Annotated in this window: 13 protein-coding genes; 11 read left to right on the top strand and 2 right to left on the bottom strand. The window is 66.2% G+C overall.

Annotated elements, in window-relative coordinates:
- The gene (gene ggt / locus V4558_00915; protein ID MES2304035.1) at positions 1-1722 is read right to left on the bottom strand and encodes a gamma-glutamyltransferase; all 1722 of its coding nucleotides are present in this window, start codon (positions 1720-1722) and stop codon (positions 1-3) included.
- Positions 1723-1831: 109 nt separating this feature from the next.
- Here ggt and murQ point away from each other — a divergent pair, with 109 nt between their 5' ends.
- Both murQ and V4558_00905 read left to right on the top strand, forming a co-directional pair.
- Positions 1832-2758: an N-acetylmuramic acid 6-phosphate etherase gene (murQ, locus tag V4558_00910; protein MES2304034.1), complete on the top strand. Its 927-nt coding sequence runs from the start codon at positions 1832-1834 to the stop codon at positions 2756-2758.
- The gene (locus tag V4558_00905; GenBank protein MES2304033.1) at positions 2755-3864 is read left to right on the top strand and encodes an anhydro-N-acetylmuramic acid kinase; all 1110 of its coding nucleotides are present in this window, start codon (positions 2755-2757) and stop codon (positions 3862-3864) included. The genes murQ and V4558_00905 overlap by 4 nt, the downstream gene beginning before the upstream one ends.
- Here the strand turns inward: V4558_00905 and V4558_00900 are convergent, their stop codons facing one another.
- A complete protein-coding gene (locus V4558_00900) occupies positions 3865-4905 on the bottom strand; it encodes a protein phosphatase 2C domain-containing protein (GenBank protein MES2304032.1) in 1041 nt (346 codons plus the stop codon).
- Between the two features lie 92 nt (positions 4906-4997).
- Between V4558_00900 and V4558_00895 the strand changes: the two genes are divergently transcribed.
- The 9 genes from V4558_00895 (at position 4998) to kdpB (ending at position 22341) form a co-directional block, all read left to right on the top strand.
- Positions 4998-6851, top strand: a complete 1854-nt coding sequence (locus tag V4558_00895; GenBank protein ID MES2304031.1) for an N-acetylmuramoyl-L-alanine amidase — start codon at positions 4998-5000, stop codon at positions 6849-6851.
- Between the two features lie 35 nt (positions 6852-6886).
- A complete protein-coding gene (locus V4558_00890; protein ID MES2304030.1) occupies positions 6887-9130 on the top strand; it encodes a GWxTD domain-containing protein in 2244 nt (747 codons plus the stop codon).
- Positions 9130-11415, top strand: coding sequence for a hypothetical protein (locus tag V4558_00885; GenBank protein MES2304029.1), 2286 nt, complete (start codon positions 9130-9132; stop codon positions 11413-11415). The genes V4558_00890 and V4558_00885 overlap by 1 nt, the downstream gene beginning before the upstream one ends.
- Positions 11412-13631, top strand: a complete 2220-nt coding sequence (locus V4558_00880) for a hypothetical protein (GenBank protein MES2304028.1) — start codon at positions 11412-11414, stop codon at positions 13629-13631. The genes V4558_00885 and V4558_00880 overlap by 4 nt, the downstream gene beginning before the upstream one ends.
- A 176-nt stretch (positions 13632-13807) precedes the next feature.
- Entirely contained in the window at positions 13808-16327 is a 2520-nt protein-coding gene (locus V4558_00875; GenBank protein ID MES2304027.1) for a vitamin B12-dependent ribonucleotide reductase, read from the top strand.
- Positions 16328-16500: 173 nt separating this feature from the next.
- Positions 16501-18234: a DUF4153 domain-containing protein gene (locus V4558_00870; protein ID MES2304026.1), complete on the top strand. Its 1734-nt coding sequence runs from the start codon at positions 16501-16503 to the stop codon at positions 18232-18234.
- 221 nt (positions 18235-18455) lie between these two features.
- Complete coding sequence (gene kdpF / locus V4558_00865) at positions 18456-18548, top strand: K(+)-transporting ATPase subunit F (GenBank protein MES2304025.1); 93 nt, start codon at positions 18456-18458, stop codon at positions 18546-18548.
- Positions 18545-20278 (top strand): potassium-transporting ATPase subunit KdpA, encoded by a 1734-nt coding sequence (gene kdpA / locus V4558_00860; GenBank protein MES2304024.1) that lies wholly within the window; start codon positions 18545-18547, stop codon positions 20276-20278. Before kdpF ends, kdpA begins: the two co-directional genes overlap by 4 nt.
- A complete protein-coding gene (gene kdpB / locus V4558_00855) occupies positions 20275-22341 on the top strand; it encodes a potassium-transporting ATPase subunit KdpB (GenBank protein MES2304023.1) in 2067 nt (688 codons plus the stop codon). The genes kdpA and kdpB overlap by 4 nt, the downstream gene beginning before the upstream one ends.

Genomic DNA, 22341 nt, shown 5'->3' with positions numbered 1-22341 from the left:
TCAGTACCCCGAGGGGCCCCCGCCAAGGCGGGGGTCACTCACCCCCTGCCAGCGCTTTCCCAGCCGCACAATCCCTTCGACATCGCCGCCACCGCCCAACCGGATCTGGTGGCCCATCGCCTTGAGCGAGTCCATCACCGCTTCCGCGAAGCCGCCTGACTCGAGCTGAATCCGGTCGGGCAGCGCCTGGTGATGGAGGCGGGGCGCCGAAATGGCATCTGCCAGCGTCATGTGGTGATCGATGTAGTTGCTCAGCACATGGTACACCTGGGTGATGATGGTCGGTCCACCCGGGGTGCCCACGACCATCTCGAGCGAACCCTGGGGATTGACCAGGATGCTCGGCGTCATCGCCGAGAGCATTCGCTTGCCCGGCTTGATGGCGTTGATCTCGCCTTGCACGAGGCCGTACATGTTGGGCTTGCCTGGCGCCGTAGCGAAATCGTCCATCTCGTCGTTCAGCAGGAAGCCGGCGCCCGAGACGACGACATGCGACCCGTACGAATTGTTCAGTGTCGTGGTGGTGGAGACCGCGTTCCCTTCGGCGTCGACAACCGAGTAATGCGTGGTGCTGCTGCCGTCGCGAATGCTCGGGTCGAAGGCCGGGGTCGGGGTCGCGTGCAGCGGATCGATCCCGGCGCGCATCTCGGCCGCGTGCGTCTTCGACAGCAGGCGCGGGAGGTCGAGCTTCTCGAAGTCCGGGTCGCCGAGGAAACGGTTCCGGTCGGTAAACGCGCGCCGCATCGCTTCGGCTTCACGGTGCAGCAGGGCGGTCGAGCCGAATGGCGGCAGCGGCGAATACCCTTCCATGACGTTGAGGATCATCGCGAGAGTCACGCCACCCGACGACGCCGGTGGCATCGACCAGATCGTGAAGCCGCGGTAGTTGATCTTGATTGGCTCGCGCCACTTGGCGGTGTAGCTCGCGAGGTCCCGGGCGGTGATGATGCCGCCGCCGCGCGCCATTTCGTCGACGATCGCCTTGGCGACCCATCCCTTGTAGAAGCCGTCGCGCCCGTGGTCACGAATCGCGCGCAGCGTCCGCGCCAGATCGGGTTGCTTGAAGATCGTTCCCGGCTGCGGCTCCTTGCCATCGACCAGGAAGGCCTTCGCCGAACCATCGTACTGCTTGAGGCGGTCCATCGCGCTCCGGAACGAGCGCGAGCGATAGTCATCGACGAGGTAGCCGTCGGCGGCGAGCTTGATGGCCGGCGTGATGACTCGCGTGAGCGAGAGCCGGCCGAAGCGCCGGTGTGCTTCGAGCATGCCCGCGACCGAACCCGGCACGCCCGACGCAAGCGCACCATAGAGGCTCTTCTCCGACGGTTCGCCCTTGGCATCGAGATACATGTCACGCGAGGCCTTCGCTGGTGCGGTCTCGCGATAGTCGAGTGTGTACACCTTGCCATTCTTCATCCGCATCACCATGAAGCCACCGCCGCCGATGTTACCGGCCTGCGAATGGACCACGGAGAGTGCGAAGCCGACGGCAACGGCAGCATCGACGGCATTGCCCCCTTGCTTGATGATGTCGCGGCCGACATCGCTTGCGATCGGCGAGCCGGAGGCGACCATCGCGTGGTCGCCTTCGGCCACTCGTGCCTTGCCGGCGAAGCGCCAGCTGCTCGGGAGAATGGTCGGCTGCTGTGCGGGCGCGGCGGTGGCGACCAGGGCGCACAGCAGGAGCAACGGGGTAAGCCACGGGCGGCGGACAGCAATCACGGCGACCTCGGGATGCGGCAATGTCGGGGAGATGGAGTTGTTGCCCTGTCGGGCAGGTCGTAACTTAAGCGTCCAGTCTCCTCCCGCCACTCGCCGTCCCGGTTCCCCGATGACCGATCCTGCCGCCTCGATCCGCGCCACGGAACGCCGCAACCCGCACTCTGTCGCGGTCGACACCTTTGACGCCGAGCAGCTGGTCGCATTGTTCGTGGCCGAGGACAGCACGGTGCCCCTCGCGGTGGGGCGCGAGTCGGCGGCAATCGCGCGTGGCCTGACGCTGGTCGAGACCGCCTTCCGGCGGGGCGGTCGGCTCTGTTACATCGGTGCCGGGACGTCGGGGCGGCTCGGGGTGCTCGACGCCTCGGAGTGTCCTCCCACCTTCGGGACGCCACCGTCGCTAGTGCAGGGGATCATCGCCGGCGGCTACGACGCCCTGGTGCGCTCGGTCGAAGGCGCGGAAGACGATCGTGATGCGGGCGCCGCAGCGATCGATGAGCGGATGCTCGGTGTCAACGATGTACTCGTCGGCATCGCGGCGAGCGGAACCACACCGTTCGTGCGAGGTGCCATCGCTCGCGCGAAGGAACTTGGGGCCGCGACCATCTTCGTGACCTGCGCGACGCCATCGCCTGATGTCGTGCCCCACACCGATGTGATCATTCACGTCGATGTCGGACCGGAAATCGTGACCGGCTCCACCCGTCTCAAGGCCGGTACCGCGACCAAGCTGGTGCTCAACACGCTCACCACCGGGGCGATGATCCGCATCGGCAAGACCTACGGCAACCTGATGGTCGATCTGCAGGCAACCAACGCGAAGCTGCGCGAACGTGGCGAGCGGATCGTCATGGAGGTGCTCGGTGTCTCGCGCGAGCAGGCCGCCACTGTGCTTCGCGATGCCGACGGACGGGTTCGCACCGCCATCGTGATGCTCCACGATCACCTCGATGCCGCCGGCGCCGAGGCGCGTCTCACCGAAGTGGACCGTCGCCTCCGGGCAATTGTCGGTCCCCCACCGGAGGTCGCCCCAGGATGAGTGAAGCGCCAATGCTGATGGTGGGACTGATGTCCGGGACCTCGCTCGACGGCGTGGATGCTGCGCTCGTGCGCATCCAGGGGCCGACGAATCTCGAGCTGCTGGCCTTTGCGCACCGTGCCTACACGGCGGAGGAGCGCCAACGCATTGAGGCCGCGCTTGCCGGTGGTGCACTCGCCGATGTCGCACGACTGCACGCGTCGATCGCCGAGTGGGCCGCAGAGGCCGTGGACACGGTGCTCCTGGCCGCGCACGTTCGCGCCGACACGCTCGCGGGAATCGCGTTTCCCGGCCAGACCATGTGGCACGAGCCGCCGCTGGTCTCCTGGCAACTCGGCGAGCCGGCGATCCTGGCCGAGCGCTTCGGGGTGCGTGTGGTCCACAACTTCCGTGCGCGCGACGTCGCGGCGGGTGGGCAGGGCGCACCGCTGGTACCGCTCGTGGACGCACTCTGTTTCGGTGCGACCGATCATCCGCGCCTGCTGCTGAATCTCGGCGGCATGGCCAACGTGACGTGGGTCGAACGGCGGGCACGACTCGATGGTGTGGCCGGTGGCGACACCGGGCCGGGCGTTGCGGTGATCGATGCCGTGGCACGGCTCGTCGATCCGACGGTTCCGTTCGACCTCGATGGCGCGCTCGCCATGCGCGGACGCGTGCACGAGGATGTCCTCGCCGAGTTGCTCGCGAATCCTTTCTTCGCGCTGCCCGCTCCGAAGAGCACCGGACGGGAACTCTTCGGTCAGGGCTTCGCGTCGGCGCTGCACCAGCGCGTTCCTGGTCCTGATGGCGTTCGCACGGCGGTGGCGCTCACGGTGGAAAGCGTGGTGCGATTCTGTCGGGATCAGCTCCCCAACGCACCGGAACTCGTCGCGGCGGGCGGCGGGACGCATCATCCGGTGTTGATGGCGGAACTCACGGCGCGGCTGGCGGCACTCGGCACGACCGTGCGGCGCTTCGATGAGGTCTTCTTTCCGGCGGATGCGAAGGAGGCGGTGGCGTTTGCGTTGCTCGGGTGGCTGACACTGCATGGTCAGCCCGGCAACTTGCCGACGGTGACGGGAGCACTGGGACCGCGCGTACTTGGAGCGGTGACGCCGCCCTGATCAGAAGATGAGGATCAGCGCCAGGATGAGCATCACGATCGAGAGGGCGACGAGTGCCATCCCGGTCGGTGAACCCGATCGAAGTACCGCAGCGGGTGCGGACGGGAAGCTCGCGGCGGGGAAAGCAGCCGTCGGGAGCAGGGCGGGGCGCTCGTCGGTGATCAGGAACTCGTGGTACCCCGGCGCCTCGGATGCCGTGAGCGGCAGCCCTTCGCCGTCGAAGCGCACCGCCACTACGGTGATGTTGTCGGGACCGCCACGTTCATTGGCGAGGCGCACGAGGCCATCCGTGAGCCGACTGAGGTCGGGCTCGCCGGCGACCATGCTCACGAGTTCGTCGCGACGCACCACGGTCGAGAGTCCATCGCTGCAGATGATGAGGACGTCACCGCGTTGCAATGGCTGAAAGGAGATGTCGACCTTGACGCGTTCATCCGGACCGAGCGCCTGCAGGATGATGTTGCGTCGCTCGCTGGCCTCGGCTTCCTCTTCGGTGAGTTCGCCCACCTCGACCAGGCGCTGCGTCAGCGACTGATCCCGGGTGAGCTGGCGGGCGTCGCCGTCGCGCACGAGGTAGGCGCGCGAATCACCGATCTGGGCGAGGTAGAGTCGGTCGGCCCAGACACCGGCCACGGTGGCGGTGGTGCCCATTCCGCGCACCTCGGGATGTTCGAGGGCATACTCGTGCAGGTGGAGATTCGCGAGCTCGACCGCGTTGCGCAGGTGACGGGTGAAGCGCGTCTCGCTCACTTCCGGATCGGCGCGCCAGGCTTCGGCCATGTAGCGATGGATCTCGGTCGCCGCCATTTCGCTGGCCAGCTCACCGGCAGCCGCGCCACCCATCCCGTCGGCGACGAGATAGATCGCGCCGCGTTCGCCGAGCTGGTGCTCTTCGAAACGCGAACTGCGACCCGGTTCCGCCGTCGCCAGATCCGCCACGAGGAAAGTGTCCTCGTTGTGGTCCCGGGTCTTGCCGCGGTCGGTGAGCGCGAAAATGGACGAGCGGATCGGCTGCGTGGGGCGAACTCCGCGTAGAGACAAGTGCCCGGACTGCCGGGAAGATAGGAACCACGCCGGAAGGCGTCAACGCGAAACGGTCATAAGTGACGATGCGAACGGACTTTACAGTTTTGGTGCTGGCACTCGGGGTGGTCACGGCCGCTGCCGGACAGAGTCCGCGCCGACCGGTCAAGCTACCTCCGATCCCGGCCAGACAGGGCCCGCTGGGGATTGTCGTGGGCTATCCCGGGCGGGGCAGCGCGATCGCGGTGGGCGATTCCACCTTCCTCTTCGGCACGGTAGGGGATGGTCGGGCCTCTCTGACAATCAACGGCCAGAAGGTCCCGGTGGCGCCCAACGGTGCCTGGCTGGCCTGGGTCGCAGTCCCACCCGACTCGGCGTTCTCGCTCCAGCTGGAAGCGCGACGCGGCTCCGACTCGGCGCACGCGGAGCTTCCTCTCTCTCGCGCCGGGTGGGTGCGGCGCACCGGGGCGTGGGTGGACCGCGGTTCGCTCTCCCCCATCGGTGAAGTCGTGCTTCCCACTGCAGAAGCGCTTCCGCTGACGGTTCGGGCCGCCGCCGGCGCGCGGGTGACGCTCCGATTCCCGGATGGTCGCCGCCTCGGCTTCGTCGCCGATTCGATCGCCACTCCCTCTCGTGGTGATCGCTACGTCGCGACGCTGGACAGCGGCGCCGGGGACACCGGCCTCACGGGATCGCTACTCGCGCGCCTGTCGACCGCGCGTGCGACACCGCCAATGCTGGAGATCGTGGTCGGCGCCGACACCACCTTGCTTGCCTGGCCCGTGACTATCGTCCGCACGGCGAGGTCGCCTCAAGGGGTCCGGCTCAACGACGACTTGCCGCACAGCGGAACCACCGATCGGACCGTCATCGGCCGTGGGGTCATCGGCGGCAGCTACTCCTTCTTCTTCCCCAACGGAACGGTGGCGCGCGCTGATGCCCGATTCGGGAATGACGTGCGACTCCGGCTTGATCACGGCGCCATCGCCTGGGTTCCGCTCGAGGATGTGCACTCGGTTGCTGCCGTTGATGATCCACGACTCGCCGTCATGGGCTCGCTTGTGCTCACGCGCGATTCGCTCACCGGAATCACCCGGTTGCGCGTGCCGCTCTCGCGACCGGTGCCGCTGCGCGTCGATGATGCGACCGACGGCGCCCATATCACGTTGTTCGGCGCCGTCGGTGACGTCGACTGGACACGGTACGGGACCGGGACCGAATTTGTCCGCGCACTCACCTGGCGCCAGGAGGATGCCGATCGAATCGGTCTCGATATCAGCTTCAACCGCCTGCTCTGGGGCTGGCGCGTGCGTGTCGCCGGCACAGACCTTCTGTTCGAATTCCGTGAACCTCCCGCCATCGATCCTGCACATCCGCTCCGGGGGCGCCACATTGCAGTCGATCCCGGACACCCTCCGATCGGCGCCTGCGGTCCAACCGGCCTCTGTGAGCCGGAAGCCAACCTCGCCATTGCCCGGCAGCTCCGCGATCGCCTGGTGGCCCAGGGGGCCCGGGTGACGATGACCCGGCAGGGAATGGAGAGCGTCGGCCTCTGGCAGCGTGTCGCGCTCGCGGACTCGGTGAATGCGGAGGTCCTGATCTCGATCCACAACAACGCGCTGCCTGATGGGGTCAATCCCGCAACAAACAACGGGACCAGTACGTTCTACAATCATCTGGTCGCCCTGCCGCTCGCCCGTGCTGTCCAGGCGGGCCTGCTCGCGACACTCGGACTCCGCGACCTCGGCATCGCCCGAGGCGACCTCGCGCTGGTTCGACCCACCTGGTATCCGGCGGTGCTCGCCGAAGGATTGTTCCTGATGGTGCCCGAACAGGAGGCGGCGCTCCGGACTGTGGCCGGGCAGCGCCGGTACGCCGACGGAGTCCTCTCCGGCCTTGTCACGTTCCTGCGGCAGGTATCGGCCATGTCCACGGCGACCCGCCTCGGACGTCCCAGAAGGTGATCCCTCCTCTCCAGCCCAGACCCCAGGAAATACCCTTGCGCACTCGGCGATCGCACCTGCTCCGTTGGCGACTGCTCCTTGCGGCCCTCTCGGCAATGCTGCCCGGACGCGCCTTGCAGGCACAGTCCACGACGCAGCGGGCCGAGATCATGGCCTTCCGTGACTCGCTCGGCGCGGTGCGCGACTCGTTCGCGCTGAAGTCGCTCGAGAAGCGGCTGATCAACGTGGCGAAGACCCAGCGTGACAGCGCAATGATCCATCTGCGCCTCGGCTTCCTTTCACTCCGGATGGGTGACCTCGGTGGCCACGGGCACTATGACGATGCCGGGTCGGAATTCGAGTGGGCGAGCCGGATCGAACCGAAATGGCCATTGCCCTGGCTCGGGCTCGGGCTCGCCGAACTCGGTGTCGGCGATTCGCAGGTCTCGGTCGTGCAGGGGATGCAGACGATGCTGGGCAAGGACGCGCTCACGCGATCGGCGAATGCCTTTGCGAAGAGTGCCGAGGTCGATCCTGCCTTCGTCGATGGTCTGGTCGAACTCGCCAATACCGCACTCAAGCAGCGCATCAATTTCCGCCTCGATGTGGCGCTGGCCGCGCTGCGGCGCGCGGCGCACACAGCGGTAGCTCAGCATCCTGCGGTCCTGCTCGCGCGGGGCCGGGTCGAGCGCGAAGTCGGTTCACCGGATTCCTCGCTGGCAGCGTTCGAGACCCTGTACGCGCGCGACCGGAACAACCCGGTCACCCTGATCGAACTTGCCCGAACGCGATTCCTCATCGGCCGTGGCGAGGCGGTCGATCTCTGGTATCGCGGCCTGCAACTCGCCGACAGCACGGCGCTGGTGCTCTACCGCGGCGATCTCGGCACCCTGATGCCGGACTCCACACTCAAGGCGTTTGATGGCGCGCGGCCCGATGCCCGGACGGCCCTGGTGCGGCGCTTCTGGGAATCGCGAGACCGCGATGAGTTGCACTCGTCGGGGGAGCGGCTTCGTGAGCACTACCGGCGACTCGATTTCGTTCGCCGCAATTTCCGGCTGGTCTCCGTCAATCGGCAATTCGACATCGTCGAGCGCTATCGCTCTGGGCAGACGGACTACGACGATCGCGGCATCATCTACCTGCGTCATGGCCCTCCGGACGAGCGAGCGACCTACAACGCTCCCGGTATCGAGCCGAACGAGTCGTGGAATTACAAGCGGACCGAAGGCGACCTGATCTTTCACTTTGTTGCACGCCAGGACGTGCAGGACTACCGGCTCGTCGAGTCGATCTTCGATTTGCTGGGCTTCAAGACGGCGATCACAATGCGGAACGGCGATTCGCTGCTGGCATCGCCCACGGCCGAGGCGCTGCTTCGCTCGCGCGAAGGAATGCATCCGATCTATTCGCGCCTGAGGAACGCGGGTCGTGGTGGCGCGTCCCAGATGATCAGCGAGGAGCAGGCCATGGGCCGACGCAGCATTGCGCGCGGGACCCACACCGACAGCTGGCCGCTACGGTACGGCACCAGGCTCGCGGCAAAACTGGATGTCCTTGCCGTTGGCTCGGATTCCCTCGGGCCCCAGTTGCAGATCGCCTTTGCGATTCCCGGGAATGCCTTGACGCCGATCCCGATGCAGCAGGGCGTGGCCTACGTGATCCGGTTGCGCGCCAGCGTCCAGTCGCTCGACGGCTCGACCATCGCGGTGCTGGACACAATCCGACGTTTCTCGGCGCGCGCAGCCGTACCGCCGCAACAGCATCTCCTTGGGCGAGTTGCCCTCCGCGTGCCACCTGGCACCTTCACCATACGACTGGCGCTCGAAAGCGATCTGAGCGGACTGCTCAGCACCCGGGACACCCTGCGCGTGGCGTCTCCCCTCGGTCCCGATCTCGGACTCTCCGACCTCGCGCTCGGCAGCAAGGCGGTCAATCTTCCCTGGCGAACCGTGCGCGGCGATACCGCGTGGGTCAATCCGCTCAGAACCTTCAAGCGCACCGATCCGTTGCAGCTCTACTTTGAAGTCAGTGGGCTTGCCCCGTCATCTCCGTATCGGGTCGAAATGGTGGTGACCCGACCGAAGGGAGGGTCGGTCTTCTCGAAGCTCTTTGGCGGCGGCGGGGCGGCCATCAAGCTCGCGTTCGACGGTCGTCAGGGACCCGGCGGCGTCGATGCCGTCCAGCGCGAGGTCTCGCTTGAGAAGCTCAAGCCCGGGAGTTACAGTCTCGATGTCACTGTGAGTACTGCTGCAGGCGCCAAGACTGTGCGCCGCCGAACCTTCACCATCGTGCCGTAATGCGCCTTGCCCCCGCGCTTCTGGCCCTGACCCTCGCGTTCCCGCTGCCCGGGGTGGCGCAGTCGCCGGCCGCACGTGCCGCGCTTCGGCGCTGGCAGGATACGCTCCAGCGCGAGGTCGATACCGCCGTGGTCCTGGGGATGTACAGCCGGACCGCCACGACCATGGTGACCCCCGACGCGCGTGCGCTGGTTCCCTTGCGCGCTGGACTCCTTTCGATCCGGCTCGGCGAGGTCACCGGGAAACCAGATCACTATCAGGATGCCCTGGAGCGGTTCGAGGAGGCCCAACGCGCGCACGCCGACTGGCCCTGGGCCTGGCACGGCATGGGTCTCGCGACGCTTGGCCTCGCGACCAATGAATCCGTGCTCACGAATGGCTTGCGGGAGATGTTCGGACGCAGCATGACCGATCGGGCCACAGACGCGTTTGTGCGGAGTGCCTCGCTCGATCCGGAATTTGTCGATGGCATCCTGCGCGTCGCTGAGCGTGCGATCGCGTTTCGTGACGCAGGCGCCGGCAAGATCGCCTTGCAGACGCTCCGTGCGCTGGCGACGCAGCGCGCCGGCAAGACGCCGCAGCTCCTGCTGGCGCGGGCGCGCATCGAACGCGAGTTCGGCGCCGCGCAGAACTCGCTGGAGCCGCTCGACTCGCTGCTCGCCCTGCAACCAAACAGTGCGGTCGCGCACTTCGAACTGGCCCGGGCGCGCTTCATCGTGGGGCGTCTGGACGGCGTCGAGCCCTGGTTCACCGGACTCGCAGGCGCGACCGATACCCTGCTCGCCGCGTATCGCGGGGATCTTGCAACCCTGGGAATCGACTCGATCCTCGGGCCATTCGATCGCGGAACGCCGGCCGAACGCGTCGCGCTGATGCGTAGATACTGGTCCACGCAGGACCCTGACAAGCTCCCCGCGATCGCCGAGCGGATGCGCGATCACTATCTGCGCCTCGATTACGCCCGACGGACGTTTCGCCTGCAGAAACTCGCCGATCCCAAAGGGGTGGATCCGGTGGTGCTCGCGATGGGTGACGAACTCGATGCGCGCGGGCTGGTATTTGTCCGGCATGGCGCACCTGACGAACGGGCCGTCGTCACCCTGGTCGGCGTCCCCCCCAACGAAAGCTGGGCGTATCATCGCCCTGACGGCACCGAGTTGCTGTTCCATTTCATCGTACTCGATGGCGATACCGATTTCCGGGAATATCCCTCGCTTCTCGACGTCTTCGCGCGAACCAACCAGTTCCGCTGGTTCGCGGCGCACGGCGAGCGCCCGCCGAACTCCGACACGATGCCGCGCACCTTGCAGACCTATGGCGCCGAGCTGAGTGCCCAGATCGCGCAGGAGCTGATGCTCTCGCGCTGGAACGTGAGCCAGCGGTACCGGGATATGCTCGGCGAAGGGAAGGCCAAGGCCGAGTCGCTGCAGGCGCTCGAACGTGCGGTCGGAGTGCGCAGCGCCGCGATGCCGGGATCGTTTGCGCTGCGCTACGAGCTGCCGCTGACCGCCCGGGTGCAGGTGCTTGCCGTGGGCCGCGACCAGATTGGTGGCACGCTGCAAATCGTCTATGCGGTGCGCGCCGGTGGCGTGGCGGCCCAGCGGGATCCAGTCAGCGGCGGGTATGGCTACCCGGTGCGTATTCGCGCTTCCGTGCTGGACAGCGCGGGGAATCTGGTGGCGTCCCTCGATACCAGCCGTACGCAGCGCACCCAGGGCCTGCTGAACTCGGGACAGAATCTGGTCGGCCGTTTCCCCCTCACGGTTCCGCCCGGGCGCTACACCGTGCGGGTCGCGATCGAGAATGGTTCCCGCGGTAGTATCAGTCCGCGACAGTCCGTCACGGTCTATCCGCCTGTGGCATCATCGCTCGCGCTCTCGGACATCGTACTCGGAGCGCGGAGCATCAAGGCCGGCTGGATGCAGACTGCGACCGATTCGGTGTGGGTCAATCCCGTGCGCACCTTTGCCGCCCACGAACCGATGCAGCTCTACTTCGAAGTGAGCGGACTCGCAGCAGGGACCAGTTATCGCACCAACATGGCCGTCTATCGTGTCTCCGGCGACACCGCCGTCACCCGACGCGCCGATGACCTGGTCGCATCCGGTGGGACGCCAGCCCTGGCGATCGGCTTTACGCAGACCCATCCCGGTGGCGTGGCGCCGGTGCATCGCGAACTGGCGCTGCAACGGCTCAAGTCCGGCGAGTACGTCCTCGAGGTCACGGTCTCGACGATCGGGGGGGCGAGCGTCGTGCGCCGACAGGCGTTCGTCATCAGCAAATGATCCGCTCGGCGGGGCGTGCGCGATTGCTGCTCCTGGCTTGCCTCCTCGCCCCCGCTGCCAGCCACGGTCAGTCACCGGCAGAACGGGCAGCGCTGCAGCAGTACCGCGACTCGCTTGCCACCATCCGTGACACCGCGCTGCTGCACTGCATGGCCGAGCGCGCGCTCGACGACGCGAAAGTCGCGCGCGACAATCCCCTCCTGCATCTCCGCCGCGGCTTCGTCGTGCTCCGCCTGGTCGAGGCGAGCAAGCGCTCCGATATCGACGACGCTGCGAGCGAGTTCGAGTGGGCCGCCGAACTTCGCCCCGAATGGCCGTATCCATGGCTGGGCCTCGGGCTCGCCGAGGCGCTCGCCCCGAATCGTGCCGGCGCGTTTGCTGGTGGACTCTGGACCATGCTCGGACTCGACCGTGAGCGGAAGGCGGGCGATGCCTTCGCGCGTGCCGTGCGACTCGATCCGATGTTCGTCGAGGGGCTGGTCAGCTTCGCCCAGACCGCGCTGCAACAGCGCATCGGTCCGCCATTGCTTCCGGCGCTCGAGGCGGCACGCGCGGCGACGGCCTCGCCGGCTGGATGGCACCCGGCGCTGCTGCTCGAACTGGGGCGGCTCGAGCGGCTGGTGGGCAATCCCGACTCGGCGCGAAAGGCATTCGTTCGCGCGGTGGCGCTGACGCGCGACCCCTCGGTGGCCTGGGTGGAGCTCGCCCGCACCCTCCCGCTCACCGGCGACACCCTGCAGGAACTGACTCGCGGGCCGAGCGCCGTCGAGCGCGCCTACTTCAACGCAGCCGCGAGCGACAATCCGGAGTCAGTGGCGATGCTGCGGCGGGACCTCGAACCGATAGTCGACGATTCGGTGTTACGCGGGTTCGACGCGGCGCACGGTGCCGCCCGCGTGACATGGCTGCGCCAGTTCTGGGCAGCGCGTGCGGCGGTCGATCTCCGGTCGCCGGCGTCCCGCCTCGCTGAACATCTGCGGCGCTGGGCGATTGCCCGGCAACAGTTCCTGCTGCCGCCGTTCAAGCGGCGTTACCGCTGGGGCTTCGAACTCTACCGCAGTGGCGACGCCGAGCTTGACGACCGTGGCATCATCTGGCTGCGGCACGGTGCCCCGGCCGCACGCGTCGTCTGGCCGCGCTCACGCCCGGCGGGACGGGTCGATCCGCTCCAGGCCAATTCCGGGAACGAGAGCTGGCGCTACGATCGGCCGGAAGGCGACCTGGTGCTGCACTTCGTCGCGACCGACGATGAGGACGATTTCCGCCTGGTCGAGAACGCCCTCGATCTCGACGTCGCCCTTGATCAGCTGCAGCGTCGCGCCGATGAATTCCCTGGCCTGGCCCGCCTCCTTCGCGCCGGGCCCAACAGCATTTACTGGATCACCGAAGAGGAGCGGGTCCGCGGTCGTCGGAGTGTCGCCGTCGCAACCCGAACAGATTCGTGGGAGCGTCAGTATCCCACCTTGCTTGCAGGCCACGCCCAGTGGCTCCCTGCCGGGGTTCGCGATTCGCTGCCGCTGGTCCACCTGGTGTATGCCGTCGACGCTGCCGCCCTGAGAGCGTTGCCAGGGGCAGGGAAGGTGGCCCTCACGGTGCGCGCCGTCTTCCTCGACCGGAAGGGTGTCCCTACCGCAACCCTCGATACCGTGCAGTACCTCGATCGCCCAACGGCCGAGGCCAGGATGGTGGCGCTGCGCGCCGAGGTTGTCGTGCCCCCCGGTCGGCAGCTGGTACGCCTCGGGGTCGAGGCCACCCCCACCGTGGGAGCAGTCTACCCCGTCGACTCGCTTGTGGTGCCTTCGGTCGGTGGACAAGGGCTCAGCGCCTCGGCGCTCCTTCTTGGCAGGCCTTCCCAGGCGCTGCCATGGCAACCGACGCCCCGAGACACCGCCTGGCTCGATGTGCTCGGCGTCTATGCTCCCCAGGACACGCTCACGGTGTACGCTGAGCTCTACGGGGAGACCCGGCTTCGCGACGCGGCGATCCGGCTGACCATTCGTCGGCAACGGGGAGGTTTGGCGCGACTGCTGGGCGGACGAGGAGAGGAGATCACCATTCGCGAATCGCTGGGGGACGTCGTCTCACCCGTGCATTGGCGCCGGGCGGTCGCTCTTGGCGGGCTGGCACCGGGGAGCTATCTGCTCGAGTTCTCGGTCGAGTCGGCTGGGGAAAAGGTGGTGCGGCGACGGGGGGTGACGATCCGGGACCGAGAATGAGTCACCGCTGGAAATGTTGATAACTTTCGGCAGTGGTTGATTTGTGATGTGAATTGTTGACTAGCCGATGGTGACTGACGATTGTGCCGGATTGCCCGCCCACAGAAAGACCCCTAGCTTGATCCCCCTCAGCACCCTCCAGGGTCCCACCTTTCAGACTACGAAGTCGAGGTCGCATGAACACGTCTCCGGTGCGGGGCGCAGTGGAACTGTCGCCCAACGCAATCACCGTCCTCGAGAAGCGCTACCTCCTCAAGGACGACTCCGGACGACCCTGTGAGAAGGCCGAGGATCTGTTCGGCCGCGTTGCCTCGACGATCGCCGCCCCGGATGCCAAGTATGGTGCGTCGGCCGGTGCCGTCGACGCCCTCGCCGATGCCTTCTACGAGGTAATGGCGAAGCGGCTGTTCATGCCGAACTCGCCTACCCTGATGAACGCCGGTCGCCCGCTCGGGCAGCTCTCGGCCTGCTTCGTCCTGCCGGTCGATGACACCCTTTCCAACGGCAAGAGCGGGATCTACGACACCCTTCGTGCCATGGCCCTGGTCCATCAGTCGGGCGGCGGCACTGGCTTCTCGTTCTCGCGGCTCCGGCCCAAGAACGACATCGTCCGCTCGACCATGGGTGTGGCTTCGGGCCCGATCTCGTTCATGTCGCTCTACGACTCGTCGACCGACGTGGTCAAGCAGGGTGGCACCCGTCGTGGCGCAAACATGGGGATCCTCCGGGTCGACCACCCGGACATCCTCGATTTCATCGCCTGCAAGGACGACACGACCAAGATCACCAACTTCAACATCTCGGTCGGTGTCACCGATGCCTTCATGGCCGCGCTCGATGCCGACCTCGATTACGAACTGATCGATCCGCGCACCCAGCACGTCACCGGGACGCTGAAGGCCTCCGACGTCTGGAAGCTGATCATCCACGGCGCCTGGAAGACCGGCGAACCGGGGATCTTCTTCATCGATCGCGCCAACCATTTCAATCCCGTGCCCCACCTCGGGGCCTACGAGGCCACCAATCCGTGCGGTGAGCAGCCCCTGCTCGCCTACGACGTCTGCAACCTCGGCTCGATCAACCTGGCCGAGTTCATTGTCGGGAACGACATCGACTGGGACCGACTCCGCCGGGTGGTGCACCTCACCACGCACTTCCTCGAGAACGTGATCGATGCCAACAGCTACCCGCTCCCCGAGATCACCGATCTCGCGCAGCGGATTCGCCGTATCGGTCTCGGCGTGATGGGGCTGGCCGACCTCTTCATCCGTCTCGGCATCTCCTACGATTCCGATGAAGCGGTGGTCCTCGGCAACAAGATCCAGAAGTTCGTCGACGAGGAAGCGAAGATCGAATCGGAGCGGCTCGCGACGATCCGCGGCGTCTTCCCCGAATGGGAGAAGAGCATCTGGGGTCCCGATGCCACGTGCGCGCGTGACGAGAAGGGTGAGCGCATCCGTCCGATGCGGAAGCTGCGCAACTGCAATGTGACCACCGTGGCGCCGACCGGGACGATCTCGATCATCGCCGGCTGCTCGTCAGGCATCGAGCCGCTCTTCGCCGTGGCGTTCATGCGCAACCAGGCCGGCGTGCTGATGCCGGACGTCAACGAAGACTTCGTCGCGATCGCGAAGGCCGAAGGGTGGTACAACGAGACCCTGATGCGCCGCATCGCGGAGCAGGGGAACATCACCTTCGAGGAAGTGCCGGCGAAGTGGCAGCGGGTGTTCGTCACCGCCAACCACATTGCGCCCGAATGGCACATCCGGATGCAGGCGGCCTTCCAGGAGTACAACGACTCCGCCATCTCCAAAACCTGCAACTTCGCCAATGATGCCAGCGAGGAGTACGTCGAGGAGATCTACCGGATGGCGTTCGCGCTCGGCTGCAAGGGCGTCACCGTCTACCGCGATGGCTCGCGTGACATGCAGGTGCTTTCCACTGGCTCCCAGGCGAAGAAGGTTGCCGATCAGGCCGTGAGCAGCGGCAAGTCGGAGGCCCGTGCCGACCTCGGCTACAACGGCCCCGATGCGGATGCCGATGATCGCACCGCGATGGCCGACCTTGCCTCCGAACTTGCCGAGAAGGATGCCGAGATTGCACGGCTGCGTCAGTCGGTGCACGAACTCGAAAGCGAGAACCTGCAGCGTCGCCAGAAGCGTTCGCGTCCCGAGACGCTCCCGGGCACGGTGCGCCGGATTCCGACGCCGTTGGGCGATCTCTACGTGACCATCACCGAAGACGACAAGGGTCAGCCGTTCGAAGTCTTCATGTCGCTCGGCAAGGCCGGCGGCGCGCTGATGGCCGATGTCGAGGCAATTGCGCGGCTGATTTCGCTCGCGCTGCGCTCCGGCATTCCGGCGAAGGCAGTCTATCGCCAGCTTCGGGGCATCTCGTCCGACCGCGCGATTGGCCTCGGCCCCAACAAGGTGCTCTCGGTTCCCGACGCCGTCGGCATCGCGCTCGAGAAGTACCTGATCGAGAAGCAGGGGATTCAGCAGGAACTGCTCAACACCACGGCCGAGCATCCGACCGTGCTGGCACCACCGGTGATGGTCACGCAAGACAACGAGCAACTGCTGATGGGCGGTATGCAGCACACGCTCGCCGGCGCCTGCCCCGATTGCGGCTCGCAGCTCGAGATGGCCGAAGGGTGCATGAAGTGTCACGTGTGCGGCTTCAGCGAGTGCGGATGAGGTCGTAAGGGCGCCGCTCGCGGCGCCCACGTTGGGACTTCGGGGTTCGCCCCGGGCACGAAGGGGGATCCCGACTCGCGGAGGGACCCCCTTCGTCGCATATATCGGGGCCCGGTAGGGGCGCAGCACGCTGCGCCCCTGCGACGGGACCCCACGCTGCGGAGGTATCCGAAATGCGTTTCCCGTCCATCGACATTCTCGCGGCGCGCGCCGTCGCCGTCCTCCAGCGCTTTCCGTGGACCCTCGCTGCCGGCGCCGTCACCGCTGTCGCCGCCATCCTGGCCTCCAGGCACCAGACCGATGCAAGCGTACTCCGGGTGGGGTTTGTTGCTGGCCTGGCGTTGCCACTCACCATTGCCCTCACACTCACGTCCGAGGTCCGGCGCTGGACTCCGGTTGTGCGTACCGGGTCGTTGCTCGCGGGCGTGGCTGTGCTGGTGCTCTTCTATCTCGACTGGCAGGGCCTCAACGAGCGAGGCGATGGCGTCCGCTACCTGCAATTTTCCGCGGCACTTCACCTCGCCGTGGCATTCCTGCCGTTCGTGGCGATTCATCAGCGTGTCGCCTTCTGGCAATACAATCGACGGCTCTTTCTCGGGTTCCTGAAGTCGGCAATCTTCTCGGCGGTGATCTTCGTCGGGGTCGCGATCGCGCTCGGCGCGCTCGACAAGCTCTTTGGTGTTCACATCGACGGTGATCTCTATCTCGATATCTGGTTCGTCACCTGCTTTGTCGTGAACAGCTGGATCTTCCTCTCCACCATTCCCGACAACCTCGAGTCCCTCGCCGACGACCACGAGTACCCCAAGGCCCTCAAGGTCTTTGCCCAGTACATCCTGACGCCGCTGGCGTTCGTCTACCTGCTGATCCTGCTCGCCTACCTCGTGAAAATTGTCGCCGGCGCGGAGTGGCCCAATGGCTGGATCGGCTGGCTGGTGGCGAGTGTGTCGGTCACCGGAATACTCGGGTACCTGCTTGTAGAGCCGCTGCGATCCAGTGAACACGAAGGCTGGATCCGGATCTACGCGCGCTGGTTCTTTCTTGGCCTGATTCCGGCCGCGCTCATGCTCCTTGCCGCCTTCTGGAAGCGCATCGAACCGTACGGACTCACCGAGCCGCGCACGCTGGGCATGTTGCTGGGAATCTGGCTGCTGGGCACTGCCATCCTCTTCTCGCTCCGGCCCGGCAGCAGCATCAAGCTGATTCCGATGACGCTCTCCTTCCTGTTGCTGGTCACGCTGTTCGGTCCTGTGAGTGTCACGCGTCTTTCGATTCAGAGTCAGGGACGACGCTTTGTCGCCATGCTTGCGGACACCGACTCGGTGCGCGGCCAGGCCGAGGCGAGTGCGGCCCTCCGGTTCCTCATCGACCGGCGCGCCGAGGGTGAAATCGCCGATCGCATCGGGAAGCCCTTCCCGAGTGTGGACTGGACACGCATCAACCGGGATGGGCCGGAGCGAGACACCCTGGGCATGAAGCTCATGGCGCTAGCCGGCGCGGCGTACGTCGAGCAAGGGCGTTCGCGGATCAATCGCAACGAATTCAACTTCTCCTACGATGATGGTCAGGCCACCGCGGTCGAAGGCTTCCGGTGGCTCGCCACCGTGAACGCCTACGACACCACACGCCACGTGGTCGGGCCCGATACCGTGCAAGCGCTCCGCGCCAGCAATGGCATCGTCAATGTCGCTGTTGGTCACGACACACTCCACTTCGACCTGCATCCACTCTTCGCGATCTATCGCGACTCGCTCATCATCGGCCGCGGCGTGCCAGCCAGCGCGTTACGCATTCTCGCCGATTCGGGCCGCCGGGCCGGCGCCCTCCTCCTCAGGTCGGTCGACGGCAAACGCGCCGCCGATTCGCTGATCCTGAGCCATTGGGATGGGCGGCTGCTTTTCCGATAGGGAGAGGGATGGTGGATGGTGGATGATGGATGATGGATGGTGGATGGTGGATGATGGATGGTGGATGATGGATCAAAGCATCTACAATCCAGCATCAGTCACCCGACATCCACCATCGACCATCCATCTTGATGTTTCCCTGATCCCCCCGCCCGCCTCCCTGACCACTCCCTGATTCCGTCTGCCATACGATTCTCCTGTCTCGTTCGACAGGGGTCTTTGTGTCGCTGCTTCTCATCCTTGCTGCCATAGCTGCCGGGCTGCTCCTGGTCTACCTCGTGGTGGCCCTGCTCAACCCGGAGCGATTCCAGTGACGGCCAATGCCTGGCTCCAGACCGGAGTCTTCCTCATCGTCGTCGTCGGCCTCGGATGGCCGCTCGGGACTCACTTGGCGCGGGTGCTCTCGGGTGAGCGAACCTTCCTCTCCAGGCTCACGGACCCGCTCGACCGCTGGCTCCTGGCCGTGGCCGGAGTGGACCCGGACGACGAGATGAGCTGGGGACGGTATGCGACAGCGCTGCTCCTCTTCTCGGGTGCCGGGCTGGTGGTGGTGTTCCTGATGCAGCTGATGCAGGGGATGCTGCCGCTCAATCCGGATCACCTGCCTGGTGTCGGCTCGGCGCTGGCCTTCAACACTGCCGTCTCCTTCGTGACCAACACCAACTGGCAATCGTACGGTGGTGAGACGACACTCAGCTACCTGACGCAAATGCTCGCCCTCGGAGTGCAGAACTTCGTCTCGGCTGCGGCAGGAATAGCCGTGATGGCGGCGCTCCTGCGCGGCTTTGCGCGCCACTCGACACCAACGATCGGCAACTTCTGGGCGGACCTGGTCCGGATCACGACGAAGGTCCTGCTCCCGCTTGCGCTCCTGCTCGCTGTCGTGCTGGTCTCGCAGGGCGTGGTGCAGACTTTCGACGGCGCCCGCACCGCAATCACGCTCGAGTCGGGGGCGAAGCAGGCCATTGCCGTCGGCCCGGTTGCCTCGCAGGTGGCGATCAAGCAGCTCGGCACCAATGGCGGCGGCTTCTTCAACGTCAACAGCGCGCACCCGTTCGAGAATCCCACCCCGTTCAGCAACCTGCTTGAACTGGTATCGATCCTCCTCATTCCGGTGGCCTGCTGCTTCACCCTCGGCCTGATGGTGCGCGACAAGCGTCAGGGGAGGGCGATCTTCGCCGCGATGGCAGTGATCTTCGCGCTGGCAATTGCGGTCACGGTGCCGGCAGAACAGCGCGGTACTCCGGCGCTCGCGGCGGCCGGCGCCGAGCTCGCGGCGAGCGATCTCCAGTCCGGCGGCAACATGGAGGGAAAGGAAGTGCGGTTCGGGATCACCAACTCCGCGCTCTGGGCAGTCACCACCACGGCCGCGTCGAACGGTTCGGTGAATGCCATGCACGACTCCTTCACCCCGATCGGCGGCATGGTGCCGATGATCCTGATGCAGCTGGGCGAAGTGGTCTTTGGTGGCGTCGGCTCGGGCCTCTACGGCATGCTGCTCTTCGCGTTGGTGACCGTCTTCATCGGCGGCTTGATGGTCGGCCGCACGCCTGAGTACCTCGGCAAGAAGATCGAGGCCTACGAAATGAAGATGGTGATGGTAGCGATCCTGATTCCGGCGCTCGCGGTCCTCGCGGGAACCGCGCTCGGCGCCGCCCTCCCGGCGGGCCGCGCCGGCATCCTCAATCCGGGAGCGCACGGCTTCAGTGAAATCCTCTACGCTTTCTCGTCGGCGTCCAACAACAACGGCTCGGCCTTCGCCGGTCTGACGGCCAATTCCGATTTCTACAACATCCTCCTCGGGCTCGCCATGCTCGCCGGTCGCTTCATGGTCGCGGTGCCGGTGCTTGCCATCGCGGGTGCCCTCGCCTCGAAGAAGCTGGTGCCGGCCTCCGCGGGAACGCTGCCGACGCACGGCCCCCTCTTCGTCACGATGCTGATCGGAGTGGTCATCCTGGTTGGCGCGCTGACCTTCGTCCCGGCGCTCGCGCTCGGCCCGATTGTCGAACAGATCCAGCAACTCACGCAGGGAGTGGGACGATGAGCACCCATCATGCACCGGCCAGGCTCTTCGACCCGGCGCTGATCGTTACCGCGATCGGCGATGCGTTCAAGAAGCTCCATCCTCGCACCCAGTTGCGGAACCCGGTGATGTTCACCGTGTGGGTTGGGAGCGTTCTCGTCACCATTCTGGCCGTGGCGGGCCTCTTCGGTACGCGCGACGCCCCGGTCGGCTTCACGATCGCAATTGCGATCTGGCTCTGGTTCACCCTCCTCTTTGCCAACTTCGCCGAGGCAATGGCGGAAGGCCGCGGCCGGGCCCAGGCCGCAGCGCTTCGTCGCACGCGATCGGAAGCGATGGCGCGGCATCTCCCGAATCCGGCCGATCGCCTGACCGTGCGCGCCGTCCACGCGAGCGCCCTGCGCAAGGGTGATGTGGTGATCGTGGCGGCCGATGAACTCGTGCCGGGCGATGGCGAAGTCATCGAAGGCGTCGCCTCGGTCGACGAGAGCGCGGTGACCGGCGAGAGCGCGCCGGTGATCCGCGAATCAGGCGGTGACCGGAGCGCTGTCACAGGCGGGACGCGGGTGCTCTCCGACTGGATCATCGTCAGGATCTCGGTGGATCCCGGTGAGTCCTTCCTGGACCGGATGATCGGGCTCATCGAAGCGGCCAAGCGGCAGAAGACCCCCAACGAGATCGCGCTCGATATCCTGCTCGCGGCCCTGACGATCGTCTTCCTGCTCGTCGTGGTCACCTTGCGGCCGTTCTCCGAGTTTGCGGTACTGACATCGGGGCAGGGGACTGCAGTCTCGCTTACCGTGCTGGTGGCGCTGCTCGTGTGCCTGATCCCTACTACGATCGGCGCGCTCCTCTCGGCCATCGGCATCGCCGGCATGGACCGGATGCTGCGCAAGAACGTCGTTGCGCGATCCGGCCGGGCGGTCGAGGCAGCCGGCGATGTGGATGTGCTGCTGCTAGACAAGACCGGCACGATCACCATCGGCAACCGGCAGGCGACCGCGTTCGTGCCCGCACCGGGCGTGGCCGAATCGGAACTGGCCGAGGCCGCGCGACTCGCCTCGATGGCGGACGAAACCCCTGAAGGGCGCAGTATCGTAACCCTCGCCACCGAGCGCCTGGGCACTGAGGCCCGGCCGCAGACCGACTCGGTGACGATTCCATTCAGCGCCACGACGAGAATGAGTGGTGTCGACATCGGCGAGCGTCAGGTTCGAAAGGGCGCTGCGGATGCGGTGGAACGCTTCGTGGTGCAGGCCGGTGGGTATCTCACCGACCCCGTGCGTGGTGCCGTGGCCGAGATCGCCCGGAGTGGTGGCACGCCCTTGCTCGTGGCGGACGGCGCACGCGTGCTCGGCGTGGTCCGGCTCAAGGACATCGTGAAGGGCGGCATTCGTGAGCGCTTCGATGAACTGCGCCGCATGGGGATCAAGACCGTGATGATCACCGGTGACAATCCCCTCACTGCCGCCGCAATCGCGGCCGAGGCCGGCGTCGACGACTATCTCGCCGAGGCCACACCGGAGGCGAAGCTTGCGCTGATTCGCGAGTACCAGGCCGGCGGTCGTCTGGTCGCGATGACCGGCGACGGCACCAATGACGCGCCAGCGTTGGCACAGGCCGATGTGGCGGTTGCCATGCAGTCTGGCACCCAGGCGGCGCGCGAGGCCGGCAACCTGATCGATCTCGATTCGAATCCGACCAAGCTCATCGAGATTGTCGAGACCGGCAAGCAGATGCTGATCACGCGTGGAGCGCTCACCACGTTCTCGCTGTCAAATGACGTCGCCAAATATTTCGCCATCATCCCGGCGGCCTTCGCAGCGACCTACCCGGCACTCGGGCGCCTCGACGTCATGCGACTCGCCTCGCCCACGAGCGCGGTGCTCTCGGCCGTGATCTTCAACGCACTGATCATTGTCGTGCTCATTCCACTCGCGCTGCGCGGGGTTGCCTGGCGTCCGGCGAGCGCCGCGGCGCTGCTTCGACGCAATCTGCTGGTATATGGCCTCGGTGGGCTCGTGGCGCCCTTTGCGGGCATCAAGCTCATCGACCTGGCGCTGGTTGCGCTTCACCTGACCTGA

The sequence above is a fragment of the Gemmatimonadota bacterium genome, assembly GCA_040388535.1.
Taxonomy (GTDB): Bacteria; Gemmatimonadota; Gemmatimonadetes; order Gemmatimonadales; family GWC2-71-9; genus Palsa-1233.
This window is presented reverse-complemented; position numbering and strand designations above follow the sequence as displayed.